At 65.9% G+C, this 18,099-nt stretch carries 12 protein-coding genes; 4 read left to right on the forward strand and 8 right to left on the reverse strand.

Translation table 11 applies throughout. The features are described from left to right. The first annotated feature begins 19 nt into the window (after positions 1 to 19). The 3 genes from KHN93_RS14895 to KHN93_RS14905 all read left to right on the forward strand — a co-directional run bounded on the left by KHN93_RS14895 (position 20) and on the right by KHN93_RS14905 (position 3,305). Positions 20 to 1,417 carry a trypsin-like serine peptidase gene (locus KHN93_RS14895; RefSeq protein WP_039526151.1) on the forward strand — a complete coding sequence of 466 codons (1,398 nt, stop codon included), beginning with the start codon at positions 20 to 22 and terminating at the stop codon, positions 1,415 to 1,417. A gap of 227 nt (positions 1,418 to 1,644) precedes the next feature. Then, on the forward strand, positions 1,645 to 2,049 hold the full coding sequence (locus tag KHN93_RS14900) for a hypothetical protein (RefSeq protein WP_127159726.1): 405 nt from the start codon (positions 1,645 to 1,647) through the stop codon (positions 2,047 to 2,049). Between the two features lie 248 nt (positions 2,050 to 2,297). Continuing rightward, entirely contained in the window at positions 2,298 to 3,305 is a 1,008-nt protein-coding gene (locus KHN93_RS14905; RefSeq protein ID WP_166764687.1) for an MBL fold metallo-hydrolase, read from the forward strand. A 472-nt stretch (positions 3,306 to 3,777) separates the two neighbouring features. Here the strand turns inward: KHN93_RS14905 and KHN93_RS14910 are convergent, their stop codons facing one another. From KHN93_RS14910 to soxR, 6 genes are all read right to left on the reverse strand, one after another. Beyond that, positions 3,778 to 5,295, reverse strand: coding sequence for a tryptophan halogenase family protein (locus KHN93_RS14910; protein ID WP_211920556.1), 1,518 nt, complete (start codon positions 5,293 to 5,295; stop codon positions 3,778 to 3,780). 175 nt (positions 5,296 to 5,470) lie between these two features. Beyond that, the gene (locus KHN93_RS14915) at positions 5,471 to 6,508 is read right to left on the reverse strand and encodes a cupin-like domain-containing protein (RefSeq protein ID WP_102253695.1); all 1,038 of its coding nucleotides are present in this window, start codon (positions 6,506 to 6,508) and stop codon (positions 5,471 to 5,473) included. 4 nt (positions 6,509 to 6,512) lie between these two features. Further along, positions 6,513 to 7,274 (reverse strand): SapC family protein, encoded by a 762-nt coding sequence (locus KHN93_RS14920; RefSeq protein ID WP_102253713.1) that lies wholly within the window; start codon positions 7,272 to 7,274, stop codon positions 6,513 to 6,515. 455 nt (positions 7,275 to 7,729) lie between these two features. Further along, positions 7,730 to 10,885 (reverse strand): TonB-dependent receptor, encoded by a 3,156-nt coding sequence (locus KHN93_RS14925; protein WP_181105577.1) that lies wholly within the window; start codon positions 10,883 to 10,885, stop codon positions 7,730 to 7,732. Between the two features lie 793 nt (positions 10,886 to 11,678). After that, the gene (locus tag KHN93_RS14930) at positions 11,679 to 13,670 is read right to left on the reverse strand and encodes a M1 family metallopeptidase (protein WP_104559800.1); all 1,992 of its coding nucleotides are present in this window, start codon (positions 13,668 to 13,670) and stop codon (positions 11,679 to 11,681) included. 204 nt (positions 13,671 to 13,874) lie between these two features. Continuing rightward, positions 13,875 to 14,321: a redox-sensitive transcriptional activator SoxR gene (gene soxR, locus KHN93_RS14935; protein ID WP_104559968.1), complete on the reverse strand. Its 447-nt coding sequence runs from the start codon at positions 14,319 to 14,321 to the stop codon at positions 13,875 to 13,877. Positions 14,322 to 14,421: 100 nt separating this feature from the next. Here soxR and KHN93_RS14940 point away from each other — a divergent pair, with 100 nt between their 5' ends. Continuing rightward, the gene (locus tag KHN93_RS14940; RefSeq protein ID WP_104559801.1) at positions 14,422 to 15,792 is read left to right on the forward strand and encodes an MFS transporter; all 1,371 of its coding nucleotides are present in this window, start codon (positions 14,422 to 14,424) and stop codon (positions 15,790 to 15,792) included. A gap of 551 nt (positions 15,793 to 16,343) precedes the next feature. On the opposite strand, the gene KHN93_RS14945 is transcribed toward KHN93_RS14940, so the two are convergent. Both KHN93_RS14945 and KHN93_RS14950 read right to left on the reverse strand, forming a co-directional pair. Then, positions 16,344 to 17,510 carry a glutathionylspermidine synthase family protein gene (locus KHN93_RS14945; RefSeq protein WP_211920558.1) on the reverse strand — a complete coding sequence of 389 codons (1,167 nt, stop codon included), beginning with the start codon at positions 17,508 to 17,510 and terminating at the stop codon, positions 16,344 to 16,346. 1 nt (position 17,511) lies between these two features. Further along, positions 17,512 to 18,087 carry a DUF1190 domain-containing protein gene (locus KHN93_RS14950; RefSeq protein ID WP_211920560.1) on the reverse strand — a complete coding sequence of 192 codons (576 nt, stop codon included), beginning with the start codon at positions 18,085 to 18,087 and terminating at the stop codon, positions 17,512 to 17,514. Positions 18,088 to 18,099: the final 12 nt, after the last annotated feature.

Raw genomic sequence — 18,099 nt, forward strand, 5'->3', positions numbered from 1 at the left:
CTGACGAGAAGGACTACCCATGAATCGCAAGAATGCCTTGTACCTGGCGCTGTTTTCCGCCGTTTCCGGCGCTGCACTGGCAACGCCGCCGACCGAAATGGATGCGGCGCCGGTGAGTACCGCGCCGCAGGCGGCCAAGCTCGGCGCGGCGACGTTGCAGTCGGCAAGTCTGCGTGGCGGCATCCTGCCCACGCGTGTAGTGCAACTCACTGCGCCCACCAGCACCGAGATCGGTCGGGTGCGTGAGCGTCGCATCGCACAGGTCAAACATGGGCAGCCCTTGCAGATCGGGTTTTCGCGCGCGGTTGCCAAGCCTTTGGTGAATCTGGCCACGCTCGATTGGCAGATGGCCAAAGACGGCTCACGCGTGGCGACCTTGAAGGTCGGCTCCGCGCAGGCGGCCTCGCTGCGTGCGTCGCTGATCCTGCGTGGCGCCGGCGCCACGCCGGGCGATCCGTCCAAGGTGACGCTGCGCTTTGCCGGCGACGATGGCCGGGTATTCGAGCAATCCGGTGCCAGCTTCGCCGCCAGCGGCGACGGCATCGGCTGGTCGCCCACCGTCAGCGGCGAGAATCTGTTGGTGGAACTGTCGCTGCCGGCCGGCCAGTATCCGGAGAACTTCAGCCTGAGCATCCCGCAGCTGTCGCACCTGGATATCAGCCCCACCGCCAGCGCGCGCGACATGATGACCATTGCCATCGGCGAGAGCGATTCCTGCCAGAACGATATCGTCTGCCGCGCCAATCCCACCGCCGGCTTCACCAATGCCGCAAAGGCGGTGGCGCGCATGGTGTTCACCACCAGCCAGGGCTCGTTCCTGTGCACCGGCACGCTGCTCAACAACACCAACTCGCCCAAGCGCAACCTGTTCTGGACCGCAGCGCATTGCATCAGCACGCAGACGGTCGCCAATACGCTGCAGACCTACTGGTTCTACGACGCGGCCACCTGCAACGGCAATACCGCCAGCTCGCAGGCCACCACCTTGACCGGCGGTGCATTCCTGCGCCATGCCAATACCACGCGCGATACCGCGTTGCTGGAACTGAAGACCGCACCGCCAAGCGGCGCGTTCTATGCGGCATGGAACAGCGCGGCGATCGGCGCGACCGGCACCTCGATCGTCGGCATCCACCACCCGTCCGGTGACGTCAAGAAGTATTCGCTGGGCACCGTCAATGGGCTGAGCACCAGCATCGACGGCAAGAGCCCGCTGTACCGTGTGGTCTGGAACGATGGCGTCACCGAGGGCGGCTCGTCCGGCTCGGGCCTGTTCACCGTCGCCAGCGGTGGCGCCTACCAGCTGCGCGGCGGCCTGTACGGCGGCTACTCGTTCTGCACCGCGCAGACCGATCCGGATTACTACTCGCGCTTCTCGGACGTGTATTCCAGCATTTCCACCTACTTCGGCCCGTAAGCGGGTGATGCACGTGGCAGGCGTTTATCGCCTGCCACGTGCGACTGCGCCTGGCCTGTACGGAGTGTGGTCGATTGTTTGATGTGCTGTGTGGATCGATCTGTGCGGGTTGATGTTTTGTGCGCTGACCTTTGGACCCCATCGGTCACGCGCGTCAGTCGTCATGCACTTCATCTGCAGTGCCCGGATGATGCAGACTTGGCAGCTCGTCCTTCACCTGGATCGGCATGCCCGTTCAACGCACTCCTTGTGTCATCGCCGCAGCTGCACTCCTGGCCTTGTCGCTACAGGTCACCGCCCATGCAGCCGGCAAGCCCGCCAATCGCGACGACGTCAAGGCCTACGCGCTGCAGCTGTGCCTGGACAACAACTATGAGCGTAGCGGCAAATACACCGCCGACCAGCTGCGCGATCGCTCGTATCTGCTGACGACCTATGCGCTCGACAATGCCAAGACCGGTGCCACCGACCGCCTGCATCGTTTCGTGGCCGAGCAGACGGCGGACTTCCATCGCGCCGAAGTGCCGATGAAGGACGAAGCCCGCCGCGGCCCGTTCAACAGGATCTTCGCGCAATGCATGGCGTTTTATCGTTCGCCTGCGTTGAACGCGTTCATCGCACGGGAACTCTGAAGGCAATCGATGCAAGCCCGCCGTTGGAAGGCAACGGATGGGTCGGCGTAGCCGATTCGGGGCGGGCCATCGGACCGGGCAGTGCACGCACCGCGTGCATCGCAGTTGCAGCTCTGCTGCATCGGGCGCGGGCATGCCAGTGCCGAGGTTTACGTGATCCATTCGCAAACCCGGCAGCCCCACGATAGTCTGGCGCAGTGCCACGCCCCGTCTGGCACATCCTCTCCCCCGCTTCGACAGGAGCCGTCATGTCTGCCGCTTCGCCACGCCCTTCCCGTCGCCAGGTGCTGCGCATCGCGCTGGCAGCGGCCACGCTGAGCGTGACGAGCCAGCTCGGTGCCGCACTGCGGCGCGCACCGAAGGAAGACCCTGCGCCGTCAGACCCGGCGTCACCGGCGCCCTTCCCGGCCAAGGGCAGCGTGCTGGTGCTGCTCGGCACCAAGGGCGGCCCCACGCCATCACCGCTGCGCGCCGCGGCCGCCAATGCGCTGGTCATCGCCGGGCAGCCCTACCTGATCGACTGCGGCAATGGCGTTGCACAGCAACTGGCGAAAGCCGGCATCCGCCTGCCTGCGCTGCGCGACATCTTTCTCACCCATCACCACTCCGACCACAACGCCGACCTGCTCAATGTGGTGTGGCTGGCGTGGGCCAGCGGACTGCAGACGCCGGTGCATTTGTACGGCCCGCCCGGTATCGCCAGGATGGTGGATGCGTTTGTCGAGATGAATGCCATCGACATCGATGCGCGCATCCGCGAAGAAGGCCGCCCGCCGTTCAAGCAGCTGATCCATGTGCACGAGTTCGACCAGCCCGGCACGGTGCTGCAGAACGACCAGGTCACCGTCACCGCGACGCTGGTGGATCACTACACGCTCAAGCCGGCGTTCGCCTATCGTTTCGCCGCGCGCGACCGCACGGTGGTGTTCTCCGGCGACACGCGCTACCTGCCTGCACTGGCCGAATTCGCGAAGGACACCGACATCCTGGTGCACGAGGTGATGTACCTGCCCGCGCTGGAAAAGATGCTCAAGACCAACGACAACGCACCGACCTTGCTCGACCATCTGCTCAAGAGCCACTCCACCAGCGAAGAAGTGGGCAGGATCGCTTCAGCGGCCAACGCAAGGATGCTGGTGCTCAATCACTTTGTGCCTGGCGGCGACCCCACGATCACCGATGCGATGTGGAGCGAGGGCGCGCGCAAGCACTACGCCGGGCCGATTGTGGTCGGCAAGGATCTGATGCGGTTGTAGCGGAGCAGCCGGGCACTGCAGCGATGGATCCGGCTGCGCACTGTCGTCAGCGCATTCGACCTGTATCCGGTGGTGAGATCGCCAACAGCTATCAAGCGGCGCGCAGTCACCAGACATTGTGCAGAGCGGGCACGACACAGCAGGCGATACTGCATCTCTGGTCCGTGTGTCCAAGAGCGGCCAACCCGTAGCAAGCAGTCGTCAGGTGCGCGTGGACGGCGCGCTCGGAACCGGGGGTGGAAGGGCGCGACGAGCGTTTCCGGTTACGCTCAATCGAATCGCGCGCAAGCGCGCTCCTACATTGGTCTGGCCCGTGCTGACTGCCCGTACCGGCCTTCCTTGCCGACTGCGCGGAGCACGCCGCCCGTCCCGTATCGCGTTGCCGAGCCGGGCCAGGACGTGCTGGCGCCTTGCCGGTTGTGGGCAGCGGCTGCGCCTGCCTACCGGCGGCGCCCCAGCCTTGCCAGCCGCTCTACGTCACCACCGGACTGCGCGGGCCCCACACGCCCGCACCTGCCTTGCAATACACGTCGATAAACGCCTGCTGCGACGGCATCTGCTCCACCGCGTGCCGGATCGGCTGGGCGATGCCGTCGAGCAGGCGACGCAGGTCGCGATCGGACAGCGCGCGCGTCAGCGGATGATGCTGCTCGGGCACGATGCCCTGTCCCATCAGCACGTGGGTCCAGGAGTCGACGCGGAACAGTTCATCGGCCGCTTGCCAGGCATGTGCGCGTTCGCGCCAGGCGCGCAGGCGCAGCGCCAGCGATTCGGGCAACTCCATCGCGCGGCATTGCCGCCATAGCGGTTCCTCGCGCTGGGTGGCGTGGTAATGCAGGATGATGAAGTCGCGCACGTGTTCCATTTCGGCGCGGCTGATGTCGTTGAACAGTTGCACCTGCGAGGGCGCAATGCCATCCGCCGGGAACAAGCTGATCAGGCGCACCACCGCGGCAATGGTGAGATGGATGCTGGTGGATTCCAGTGGTTCGATAAAGCCGCTGGCCAGACCCAGCGACACCACGTTTTTGTTCCAGGCCTTGAGGCGGCGGCCGGTGCGGAACGGCACCAGCCAGGGGTCTTTCAGCGCAGGCGCGGCCACATCGCGCAGCAACTTGGCATGCGCTTCGTCGTCGGACAGGTGTTTGCTGGAAAAGACCAGACCATTTCCGACGCGATGCTGCAGCGGGATATGCCAGCGCCACCCGGCTTCGTGCGCGATGGCGCGGGTGTACGGCACCGGCGGGCCAAGCGCCTCGGTCTGCACCGCAACGGCGCGATCGCACGGCAACCAATGGCTCCAGTCTTCGTAACCGGTGTGCAACGCCTGCTCGATCAGCAGGCCGCGAAAACCGCTGCAATCGATGAACAGGTCGCCCTCGAGCACCTGCCCGTCTTCCAGCAGCAGGCTGGCGACATCGCCACTGTCCGGCTGCAATGTCACCTGCTGGATCCTGCCCTCGATACGCCTGACGCCACAGGCTTCGCTGCGCGTGCGCAGGAACCTGGCATATAGCGCGGCATCCAGGTGATAGGCGTAGTTGACCGCAGGCTCGCGCAGCAAGGCGAAACGATCGACGCGCGAAGCCACGGTTTCCAGGCAGTAATCGCCAAAGCTGCCCGGCATGCCGCGGCGCTGGCTCTCCAGCCAGAGATGGTGGAAGGCGCACACCAGCGTGCTTTGCCCGGTGATGCCGAACGGATGAATATAGCGCTCGCCCTGGCGGCGCCAATGCTCGAAGGAGATCGACAACTTGAAGGTGCCGGCCACCGCGCGCAGGAATTCCTGCTCGTCGATCTGCAGGAAACGATGGAAGCTGCGGATCGGCGGCACCGTGGATTCGCCCACCCCCACGGTACCGATCTGCTCGGACTCGACCAGCGTGATCTCCAGCAGCTCGCGGAATTGATGCGACAGTGCGCAGGCGGCGATCCAGCCAGCGGTGCCGCCGCCGGCGATGACGACCTTGCGAATCGGGGCCTGGCTCACTGCACGCTCCTGGGTGATGGATCCGGGGTGAGGTCTTGATCGATCGTCTGGACAACGCGGGTGGCCCGCAGGGAGCGGAGCGCGCGCGTGGCACCTGCCAATGCCGCACATCGGCCCTGCCCGCCCGGCAGCTGCGCAGTTGTCCGGCCAGTGGCCTTGGAGCCGATCGCGCGCATCAGCGGTTGAGCCTGCCGAGCAACAGCGCGCGCAGCTGTCGCGCCAGCGTGGGGTCGATCGGGCCCAGCGCATGCCGTGCCTGCTCGGGCAGGTGCTCGCCCGCGCGCTCGGCAGGGCCGAACACGTAGTAGTCGAACAGGGCGCGCCAGGCTTCCTTCTCCGCTGCCGGGCGGTCGCGGATGGCCCACAGCGCGTGATACAGCGCGGGCATCGGCGCCGGCAGATGCGCGGGCACGCTGCTCCACCAGTAGTTGACCAGCACGTTGAAGGGCTGCAGCGATTGCACGTGATGCCACCACATGCCGGGAATGAACACTGCATCGCCCGGCTCCAGCACGGCGGTGCGTGCCTGCGCCAGCGCCTGGGCGAAGCGTGGATACCGCAGCAGATCCGGATTGGCGATATCCACCATGCTCACGACCTGCCCACCCGGTGTGGGATCCAGCGGGCCGGGATACAGGTTGGCCACCTGCTCGGGCGGAAACAGCGTGAAGCGACGTTGCCCCACCGCGCAGCAGGCCAGGTTGTTGGGCGCATCGTAATGGCAGGAAGCAGTGACGCGATTGCCGATCCAGATACTCGGCTGCACCGCGATGCCGCTGGCGGCGAAATCCAGATCATTGCCTGCGCGCAAGCCCGGGAGATTGTCGTCAATAGGCAACGACGCCAGATAATAGGTAGGCGGCTGCGGATCGTCGCGATGCGTCACGATGGCTTCCAGCAGGCTGCTCAAGCTGCCGCGCTGCACCTCGAAATTCAGCGCACTGCAATCGTCGGTATAGAACGGCCGGCCGGCGATTTCCGGGCCGCCACGGGAATACTGCAGGGGGCGCCCACTGTCGTGCGCGCGCAGCAGCGCCATCGCCTCCTCGGGGCTGCGCAGCCCGGCCTGCACCAGCGACCAGTCGCGTGCAATGCCACGCAGCACCACCGGCTCGGCGGCATCGCACAACGCGGCAAGCGGTAGTGCGTCGGGGTGGCAATCGCTGCGCTCGGCGACGGCCGCGAGGGAGGAGAAGACTGCGCCGGTCGTCATGCGCTCAGGCGAACGCAGCAGTCGCAGACGCACTGTGCGCCTGCTGCAGGCGGCGCTGCTTCTCGGCCATCAGCCGACGCACGTTGTGCAGCGAAGCAAGCATCAGGAATGCAGCCTCCAGATAGCCGGCCCGATGCAGTTGCTGTAACGAGGACGCATCGAGTGCGGCAAGCCGCTCGCGGTCGATGGCGAACAGGCCTTCCAGCTTGGTGGCGTGGGTGGCATCCAGCGTGACATCCAGCTGCACCGGCTGGATCAGCCCCAACGCATCCAGCGCGGCCGCCATCGCCTGGCCGGCATCCACACCGTCACGGATGCCGCGCAACACACCGATGATGTGCTCCAGGTACGGGCTATGGCCGCCCTGCGGCAGAAATACCGCCTCGCCTTCGTGACGGCTGATGCGCGGGTGCTCCAGATCGACGTGGATCACCGGCTCCTGCACCAAGGCGCCATCGATACGCTGCTCCTGGAAGCCGATCAGAAACGGCCCCTTGGCGACGATGCCGGGCAGATAGCTGGCAGTCCAACGGCCGTCCTGCAGGAACAGATTCTCGTCCTGTGCAAAGCCCAGCAGCGCCACCGACTGGTAGCCGCCGGTGGCCGGATTCTTGCGAAAGAACAGCGGGTACTCGCGCTGCAGCTCGGCGTATTCGGTGACGAATGCCGGCACCAGGCCGAGCGCATCGCCGAACTCGGCACCGAAGCGCAGCACGACGCGCAGATCCTGATGCGCCACATTGTTGAGCACTGCGTATCGCGTCATCTGAAACTCCAACGGTGCTCCGCCACGGAGTACCGCATTGCGTGGAATGCGTCGATCGCGCGGCCAGGTGGCGCGCCCGCTGTTGGCGAGCATTGCCAAAAAGCGCCAGGCCGGCAAGCGGCACAGCAGCATGGGAACAAGCCTGCGGCACTCGGCGTCGCTGCGCTGCCATAGCGGCCACCAGCAGGCGGGCGTTTGCTTGCAAGCAACCGCAATGCGTGCCGGCCGCATCCACGAATGCGTCGCGGCATCGAGCTCGAGCCTGCGGTTGCGGTCGCCAGACCAGCGCCACGCAGGCTGACGACTCGACCCGGCCATTCTGCGCAGCCACCGAACGATTGCCCGGGTGCCTTCAGAAGAAGCGCACCACGGGCCCGCACCAGCCTGCACGTCGGCACCTGCCCCACCAGGCACCGGCTGCGCTCACCGGGAGGGAAGTGAGCGTAGCCGGTGGGTCAGAACGCGTAACGCACACCCAGCGTGTAGCGCGGCTGCTGGTCGATCAGGCGGATGATCTGCTTGTCCGAGCGCCCATGCCAACGCACGTCTTCGCCGGTGAGGTTGATCGCCTCAAAGCCCACCGATAGCTGCTTGCTGAAGCTGTAGCTGACGCTCAGGTCCCACTGCTGGTACGCCTCGACGTAGTAAGGATTGCGGTTGGCATTGTCCTGGTTGGCGGCGATCAGGTACTCGTCGCGCCAGTTCCAGGCCAGGCGCGCGCTCCAGCCGTATTTTTCGTACATCAGCATCACGTTGGCAGTGTCGCTGAGGCCGAGCAGCGCGAACTGGTCGCGATCGATCACCGTGTTGTCGAAGCCCACATCGCCTTCGACGATGGTGTAGTTGGCATAGATGCCGAAGCCGGTGCTGTCGAAGAAGTACTGCCCGCCCAACTCCCAGCCGTGGATGTTGGCCTTGTTCTGGTTGACCGGGCGCGACACGTCGAACTGATACAGCGGATCGGAGGCATTGCCGACGATGTCGTAGGCGTTCTCCAGTGCCAGGCTCTGCGCGGAGCTGCCGTTGTAGGCGGCCAGCCCGCCGGTGGCCGCGGCGTTGCGCAGCAGCGCCATCGCCGCAAACAGCGAGGTGTCGTTGGCCGAGCACGCCGCCGCGACGTCGTTGCCGGAGGCGCCCACCTGCGCCGCACAGGCGCCGCTCTGCAGGAAGGCCAGCGCGGCCTGCGCGTCAGGACCGGAGGTGGGATCGCTCAGCCCGTACAGGGATTCGCGCGAGACCGTGTTGCCGATGAAGTTGCTGACGCGCTTGTTCCAGAACGTGGCCGACACGTAGCTGGCATCGGCGAAGTACCACTCCAGCGCCAGATCGAGGTTGTCCGATTCCAGCGGATCCAGTTGCGGGTTCTGCGAGCTGCCGCCGGCGCGGTTGGAGGGATTGATCAGGATCGAGCCATTGGGCGTATTCGGGGTCGGGCCGGCAATCAGGTTGTTGTATGGCGCGCGTGCGATGGTCTGGCCGAACGAGGCGCGCCCCTTCAGCTGATCGGAGATGTCGATGCTGAAGTCCAGATTGGGCAGGATGTAGTTGTAGCTGGTCTTCTCGCTGAAGGGCTGCTGCTCGGTGGAGCGCAACAGCTGAAAGTCGTTGTTGGCCTGCCACAACAACGCCGTGGGCGTTGCCACCTGCGAGGTGGATTCCACATCGGTGCGCTCGTAGCGCAAGCCCAGCCGCGTATTGGTGGTCATGCCGGAGATGTCGCCCTTCAGTTCCAACTGCACGTAGGCGGCGCGGGTCTTCTCTTCGACCTGGTTGTCGGCGCTGTATTGCGGGTTGTAGCGAGTGGTGGCGCCGTACTGGCTGCCACCCCACAGCGCCAGCTGATCGGCATCGCCGCGCCATGCATTGGGCGCGGCGCCATTGGCATTGAAGTCCTTGAACATGCCGGTGATGCTCACCGGCCGCAGCAGCGCCTGCATGCCGGGCTCGTTGCCGGCGTTGGCCACGCCCCAGTCGCCCAGCGTGGAATTGGTGTCGCTGGTGAGCCGGTTCATGGTGGTATTGGCGGTACTCACGCCGAACTGGAAGCGCCCGTCCTCGAAATCGAAGGTGCCGTCCATGCGGCCTTCCTTGATCTCGGTGACCTGCGATTGATAGAAGATGCGCAGGACCTGCGAGCCGAGCTCGGCGGGGGTGAAATCCGGGTTGAGCACGCCGTTGGTGCCGGCCAGGGAATCGGCCGCGGTGGGATACCAGGTGCGTGCGCCAATCGGCAGACCATTGTTGAAGCGCAGCTCCTGCCCCCATTGACCGCCGCAGGACGGGCCGTTGCTGCAGTTGTTGGTGCCGGCGAAACTGAAGTACGTGGCGCTGCCGCCGGTGACCGGGTCGTTGGGCAGGCTCTTGGTCTTGGAGTTGTGTGCATCGAAGGACAGCTGGAAGCGGTCGCTCACCTGCCAGTCGGCATTGAAGCCGAGCGAGCCGAGCGTGTACTTCTGCTCGTTGCGCTGCTGCTCCATGCCGAAGTCCTTGGCGCCGTTGGGCACGTCGCGCAGATACACCGGGGTGGCCACCGCCTGGCCGGTGTCGAAGGTCAGATCGGTGAAGCTGTTGGCGCGCTGCAGCCAGATGCCCTGCTCGCCGCGCTCTTCGCGGATTTCGTTGGACGAATAGGTGTAGTCCAGGGTCAGGGTCAGGCTGTCGCTGGGCGCGAACTGCATCACCGCCTGGCCATTGGTGCGCTCGCGCTGGAAGTCGGCGAAGGCATAGCGCAGATCGTTGGGCATGCCGTACAGCTGGCCGATCGCCGGCGCGTTGGTCACCACCGCATCCGGGCGCAGAGCCGGGTCGGTGCCGGTCCAGCGCTGGATGTTCCAGGTATTTTCGGTGGCCTGCACCGAGCCGCCGTGGCGCTTCTGGTAACTGCCGCTCAAGCCGATGCCGAAGGTCTTGTCGGGATTGGTATAGCTGAAGATGCCGGAGACTTCAGGAGTGAGCGAATCGCCGAACGGCTGCGAACGATCCGACACCATCTTGGCGCCGGCATTGGCCACCACGCCTTCGTGATTGAACGGCTTGTCGGTCTGGATGTTGATGGTGGCGCCGATGCCGCCGCTGGGCGCGGTGGCACGGCTGGTCTTGAACACCTCGATGCCGGTGATGGCTTCGGAGGCGAGCTGGGCGAAATTGAACGCACGCGTGCCCACATCCACACCACCGATCGGAGTCTGGCCCGGCGCGCCGAACGCATCGGCACCGGGAATCAGGCGGCCGTTGAGGGTGACGGTATTGAACTGCGGGCCGAAGCCGCGCGCGGTGACCTGCGCGCCTTCGCCATCGCGGCGCTCGATCGAGATGCCGGTGATGCGTTGCAGCGACTCGGCCAGATTAGTATCGGGAAATTTGCCGATGTCTTCGGCGCTGATCGCATCCACCACGCCGGCAGCATCGCGCTTGATGCCCATTGACTGATCCAGGCTGCTGCGGATGCCGGTGACATTGACCGCATCCAGCGTGGTGGCGGTTTGTGCGCCGGACTGCGGCGGCGACTGCTGCGCGGCAACGTCCTGCGCAAAGGCGGGGTTGATCACCAGGATGCCACCGACGAAGGTAAACATGGCCTTCGACTTGAACTTGCTCAACGTACGACGCATCGATCTATCCTCGGGTCTGGAATCCAACACCCACGGCCGTGGTCGCGGAATGCGACGCGGCGCTTGCCTGGCCACGCGCCTGGACGGCACGCGACATACATCCCTACACAGCACTTGCTCTGATCCGCCGCCTCGACTGCCGGCGCATCCCCCTGATGCCAGCCGTGCGCGCGCCACGTCCCGGACAGACGCGGCCTGCTGCTCGACCTGTACAGCACCTGCGACTGCCTTCCCAACCAGCACGCCTGCAGACGTGCACTGCCGCGCGCCTCTGCACTCAACCCCGTGTCAGCAGGCGATGCAAAACCTGATAGCGCTAACACGCGGCGCAGCCTAGTCATGCGTGCCTGGGCTTGTCACCGTGCGTTGCAGCAAACACACCAGGCCACACGCAGGCACAAAACACCGCGTGCGCTTGAGTCCGCAGCACGAATGCAGGCGCAGCGTGGCTGTAAGCGTTACCAGCTTGTGACCTCTGCAAATGCGTTGCAGTGGCGCAGTCGCGCGTCATCGCGTAGCACCGAGAACACCGCATGGAACAGTTGCGCAAGGCATCGCGGGGATTGCAACGCGGCAGCTCTCAGTGGCCACGTGCTGAGCGGCGCATCCACGTGGTAGTTGACGCCGATGCGAGCACACCGTTGCGCGTCTATCTTCGACATCGGACTGCACCGCGCAACGAAAAACGGCGCAATCGCTGCAATCGATTGCGCCGTTGGTGACGGTGACACGCTCATGCTGCAAACCCGCAGCATCTACGCCATTGCAGCGCAGATGCCTGCATCGGCAGCCGCTAGCCGATCGTCTTGACCTGGTTGTCGCCACGCTGGGCATCGGGCAACACATGGTCCGGATCCAGCGTCACATGCAGCACTTTCTGCGTGGTCGGCAGCGTCAGCTTGGGCGCGGTGTTCTGCAGCCAGGTTTCCACCGGCACGCGGCGGTCCAGATGGCTGCCGTCGGCCAGGTCCACCCGCACGGTGACCGGCATCACCAGTTTCTGGCTGCTGCGCAGCGTGAGTTGCAGGCCCTTGGCAGGATCGTGATCGACGTAATGGGCCTCGCTGATGCCCATATCCAGCTGCCAGTTGTTGAGATACCAGCCGCGCCACCACCAGGCCAGATTCTCGCCGCTCTCGCTTTCCATCAGCCGGAAGAAATCCGACGGCGTCGGGTGCTTGTAGGCCCAGGTCGCGATGTACTTGCGAAAGGCCGGATCGAAGCGTTCCGGCCCCAGGATCTGCTCGCGCAACAACACCAGCCCCAACGCGCCCTTGAAATAGGTCAGCGAATGCCGGTAGGTCTCGCTGGTGGAATCAGCGTTGTCCATCAATGTCGGCGCGCCGGCATCGGCCAGCAGCGGCAGGATTTCGTCGACCGGGTTGCCGCCCTTGGGCGCATATTCCGAATCGCGCTTGGGTGCGTACTCGCCCTTGTTGAAGGCATCGGATGCATAGACGTCGATGAAGGTATTGAAGCCTTCGTCCATGAACGCGTGGCGGCGCTCGTTGGAGCCGACGATCATCGGGAACCAGGTGTGTCCGATCTCGTGCGCGGTGATCCAGAACAACTCCTTGCCGCTGTCTTCGAAGCCGTCGAAGACGATGCCCGGATACTCCATGCCCGCACCGTACCCGCCCAGGTTGATCGCGGCCGGCCACGGATACGGGTACCACTGCGAGAAATGTTCGATCGCGCCCTTGACGTATTCGGTGGAGCGGTTCCACTTGTCCGCGCCCACGCCCTCCAGCGGATACACCGACATCGCCAGCGACTGCTTGCCGCCTGGCAGCTTGATGCGCGCGGCATCCCACACGAACGCAGGCGAGGCGGCAAACGCCACATCGCGGGTGTTATCCATATGGAAGCGCCAGGTGCGCGTGGTGTTTCCCGCAGGTTTGGCAGCGCGCGCGCTCACTTCCTCTGGCGTGCGGATCAGCACCGTACGATCGCTGCTGCGTGCCTGCTGCAGGCGTTGCTGCTCGCTGCGGCTGAGCACCTCGGCCGGATTGGTCAGCGCACCGGAACCAGCGACCAGGAAGCCCTCCGGCACGGTCACCGCATAGTCGAAGTCGCCGTACTCCAGATAGAACTCCGAGCCCAGATACGGCTGCGTGTCCCAGCCGCGCAGATCGTCGTAGACGGCCATGCGCGGATACCACTGTGCAATCTCGTAGATCTCGCCCTGCTTGCTGGCACTGACCGCAGTGCGCCCGCCCCAGGTGCCCGGAATCGTGTAGCGGTAGCGAACATGCACGGTCAGCGCCTTGCCCTGCCCCGCCAACGGCTGCGGCAGGTCCACCCGCATGCGGGTGTCGTCGACGACGAAGTGCGCAGGCTGGCGACGCCCGCCATCGTCGATCTCGACACTGGCGATCTGCATGCCGTCGGTGAACTGGGTGCGGCGCGACGGGCGGCTGGCGGCAGCGCGCGCATCGGCGCGGTAGATGTTCTGGTCCAGCTGCAGCCACAGCACGTCCAGCGTGTCCGGGCTACGGTTGGTGTAGTGGATCGCCGCCTCGCCGGTGAGCGTGTGGGTCGCCGGGTCGATGCTGGCGTTGAGGCTGTAGTCGGCACGGTTCTGCCAGAACAGCGGGCCCGGGACGCCGCTGCCGCTGCGGTAGGCGTTGGGTGCGTCGGGCAGTTGCAGCGGTGCGAACAAGGCCAGCGGATCGAAGGCGCTTGCCGGCGCGGCGGCGCTGGTGGCGGGCGCGGCATGCGCGGACGAGGTGATGCATGCCAGCGACAGCGCAGCGGCGAGCGATCGGCGCAAGGTGGGGAACATGCGTGAAGTCCTGCGGCGGTGGGGGGACCCCCATCCTACGGTCGCCTTCGCCCGGCACGGCACTGCCATTGGTCCCGGTTGCGGCATCGAACTTCTCGACGGTGACAGGCTGCCCGGGGCGCAGCAGCCGCGGCCCGCGCGCGACCTGCAGATGCCGATCACGCCATCCCTGCCCCGGCGGCGGCACAGTCCGCGCTTGTTACCTCAGTCGGCAGCAAGCTGCGACAGTCGCAACGCGCCATCCCCACCCTCGGCCAGCGTATCGCCCGGATTGCTCAACCGGCAGCGGCGCAGCGACAGACAGCCGCAGCCGATGCAGTCGGTGAGCTGGTCGCGCAAGGCCTGCAGCTCGGCGATGCGCGCATCCAGTTGCGCGCGCCAACGTGCCGACATGCGTGCCCATTCCGCACGCGTGGGCGTGCGCTGGTCCGGCAGCACCGAGAACGCATCCAGCACCTGCTGCAACGGCACGCCGAGCCGTTGCGCCACGCGAATCACGGCGATGCGCCGCAGCACGTCGCGCGCATAGCGGCGTTGATTTCCGGCAGTGCGCAGGCTGCGGATCAGGCCCTTGCGCTCGTAAAAATGCAAAGCCGACACCGCCACGCCACTGCGCTTGGCCACTTCGCCCACGGACAACTCACGCTGCATTGCCTTGACCTCAACCTTGGTTGAGGCAGGATGCTGCGCGGCCATGACCGGTGCAAGCCCCATGGTCATGGCTCTACACACTTCAGTCTCTGGATGCTCGATGCCCGCCGATACCGCCCTGCCCGCCAGCTCACCCGGCGACACCCGACCCAGCTCCATCCTGGCCGCTCCGTATCGCGCCGCAACGCTGGGCATGGTGGCACTGGTATCGCTCAATGCCTTCGAATCGCTGGCGGTGGCCGCCGCCATGCCGACCGTCGCGCGCGAATTGAATGGCTTGCCGCTGTATGCGCTGGCGTTCGGCGGCACCCTGGCGACCAGCGTGGTCGGCATGACCGCCGCCGGGCGCTGGAGCGACCGGCGTGGCCCCGGCGGGGCGCTGGCCTACGGCCTGCTGTGCTTCGTGATCGGCCTGCTGGTGGCAGGGCTGGCGCCGAGCATGCCGGTACTGATTGCCGGCCGCCTGCTGCAAGGCCTGGGGGCTGGCGCGTATTCGGTGGCGCTGTACGTGATCGTCGGGCGCCTGTATCCGGAAGCCCTGCGGCCCCGCGTGTTTGCTGCGTTTTCGGCCGGCTGGGTGGTGCCTTCGTTGATCGGGCCGGGCATCAGTGGATTGATCGTGCAGCACGTCGGCTGGCGCTGGGTGTTCCTGTCGGTGCCGCTGCTGGCGATACCGGCCGGGCTGATGCTGTGGCCGGCGATCCGCGGGCGCACCTGGTCCAGCGACACAGCCGGCGCGTCGGATTCCGCGTTGCGCTGGGCGGTGGGTGCGGCCTTGGGCGTGCTCGGCGTGTATCTGGGCGGACAGCTGCACGGCACCAGCGCGTTGCTGGCGATGCTGCCGGCATTGCTGCTTACCGTGTGCTGCGCCTGGCAGCTGTTGCCGGCCGGCACGCTGCGAATTGCGCGCGGGCTGCCCAGCGTGATCGCGCTGCGCGGCATCGCGGCGGCGGCCTTCTTCGGCTTCGAGGCGTTCCTGCCGTTGCTGCTGTCGCGCGAGCGCGGCCTGTCGCCACTGCTGGCCGGCGTGGCGCTGAGCGTCGGCGCACTGGGCTGGTTCAGTGGCTCCTGGTACCAGGGCCATAGCCGCGCCGGCTGGTCGCGCCCACGCCTGCTCAAGACCGGTGCGTGCTTCATGTCGCTGGGCATCGTGATCAGCGCGGGGGCGGTGTGGCCGGTCATCCCGGTGCCGGTGGCGATTGCCGGCTGGGCGCTGACCGGCCTGGGCATGGGCCTGCTGTATCCGAGCCTGTCGGTGTTGACGTTGTCGCTGTCGCCGCCGGCGCAGCAAGGTGCCAACAGTTCGGCACTGCAGTTGAGCGAGGCGATTGCGGTGGCCGGCATGCTGGCGCTGGCCGGCGCCTTGTTCGCCGCGCTGCTGGCCTCGGCGACTGCGGCCGCCTACCTGAGCGTGTTTGCCCTGGCATGGCTGCTGGCGGTGGCGGGCTTGTTGGTGGCGCGGCGGGTGTGATGGGTGTGCGGTGCGCGCAAATGAGAGAACACTGATCGCGAGCACCGGTGCGTCGCGCTCAGTCGTTGTGGATCGCCCGCATCGCATGCAGCGTGCGAGGTCTGCACGACTCGCAGGCTCGGCAAGTCGCGTTGGCATGACGCAACCCAGGCCGGCACATCTCATCACCCACAGCGCAACTGACTTTGCCGATCCTGCCGAGATCGCTGCGATCGAGACCGGAAAAATGCATCTACGAGCCGCTGGTCATTTTTTCGCCACCCATCTTGACAGCGTTGCAGGCCGGGGCCTGCACCCACTTGTCCACAGCCTTGTGCAAGTTCCATCCACAGGGGGTGTGGAAAACCCGCGCTGCGCGGCAGGCAGCGCAGGGCTTGCGCGCCACTGCAGCGTGTGTCAGGCGATACGGGACGACAGCTGTCTCATGCAGCGCGGCCATTGTGTACAAGCCGGCCATGCGGAAGCAGCGCTTTACTCACGACCACATGCAAGGGCGATCGCGCCACACGGCAGCGCCGCGTCGCAGCGGCGCTGCCTCACCCACTGCTGCATCAGTCCACGATCACGTGCGGCACGAAGCGCGAGGTGTCGCGGGTGATCGGGCCATCGTCGTCGCGCATGCCCAGCCCGGCCGGACGATCGGCCACCACCCAGCTGCCGACCAGCGCGTGCCGGCCATCGAACACCGGCAATGGATGATGCGCCTGCAGGATCGCCGGCCTGTCCACATACGGGCCGTCGGTCTGCGCAGCATCGCCCTGTGCGCTGACCAGGGAAATATTGGCACCCTCGCGCGACAGCAGCGGCTTGCGTACCCAGCCTGCCGTCGGTGCTTCGCCGGTTTGCGCAAAGCGCGCCGGCAGCAGATTGGGATGGCCCTGATGCCGCTCCCACAACAGCGGCAGGATGCCCTTGTTGCTCAGCACCGATTTCCACGCTGGCTCAATCAGGCGCACGCGGTTGGCGCACAACGCCGGGCCAAAGCGCTCTTCCATCATGAATTCCAGCGGATACAGCTTGAACAGCGTGTGGATCACCCGGTCCTGCTCATCGGTGAACCAGCCCTCGGCGCTGAGGCCGATGTCTTCGATGGCCACTTCCTCGGTGCTGATGCCCACCTGATGCGCGCAGTCGCGCAGGTAGCGCACCGTGGCGCGGTCTTCCAGCGAATCGCGCACCGCGGAGAAATGCATCTGCGCACCGATCGCGCCATCCACCGCCAGCGCGCCCAGGGTTTCGCACAGCAGGTCCTGGATCAGGTTGTATTGATCGGTGCCCTTGGGCAGCGCACCTGCGGCGATCTGCTGTTCCAGCCACAGCCACTGGAAATAGGCCGATTCGTACAGCGAGGTCGGCGTGTCGTAGTTGAGCTCATACAGCTTGGCCGGGCCGTTGCCGGCATAGGCCAGGTCCATGCGGCCGTACAGATGCGGGTCGCGGTTCTTCCACGAGGTGGCGATCCAGTCCCAGTAGAACGGCGGGATCGCCAGCTGCGTCATCAGCTGTTCCGAGCCCACCACCTCGTCCACCAACTGCATCGCCATGTCGTGCAGTTCCTGCGTGGGCGCCTCGATGTCGTCTTCGATCTGCTGCAGCGTAAACGCGTAGTACGCGCTTTCGTCCCAATAGCGCTCGCCGTCGATGGTGTGGAAATGGAAGCCGAGCGACTCGGCCTGCTCGCGCCAGTCCGGGCGCTCGGCAATTGCGATCCGTTGCATGTCAGCCGCCGAATCCGGAGCTGCGCCCGCCGCTGCCGAACGAACTGCGCGCCGCCGCACTGGAGCCGAAACCCGAACGCGACACGGTGATCGCCCGCGACGGCATGTCGATGGCGCCGCTGCGCCCGCGGACGGTGCCGACGCGGTTGCTGGCCAGATCACCATTGGGCTTGTAGTACCCACCGCTGCGGTAATCGCGGTATAGCGGAATCGAGCCGCCATAGCGGTAGCCGCCGCCACCGGTCATGTTGCCCAACGCATAGCCCAGCAGGAACCCGCCCATCGGCGGGATCCAGCTCTGCTGGCCCTGCGCCGTCTGCACCGCCGTGCAACTGCCGAACTGCTCGTCGCACTCGTAGCGCGTATTGAAGCGCGGCGCGGCCTGCTGGTGCTTGGTCACCGCCTCGTCGTAGGCCTTGAGGCACTGCTGGATGTCGGTCTGTTCCTGCTTGATCTGGTAGCAGTCGGAGGCCGACTGCAGTACCACGCCGGTTTCCGGTTCGGAGCCGCAGCTGGTGACGAGGGCGGCCGGCAATGCGGCCATCAGGGTGAGCTTGAGATTGCGTGATCGCTTCATGCCTGCGCTCCG

The organism is Xanthomonas arboricola pv. juglandis, assembly GCF_905367715.1.
In the GTDB taxonomy this organism is placed as follows: domain Bacteria; phylum Pseudomonadota; class Gammaproteobacteria; order Xanthomonadales; family Xanthomonadaceae; genus Xanthomonas; species Xanthomonas arboricola.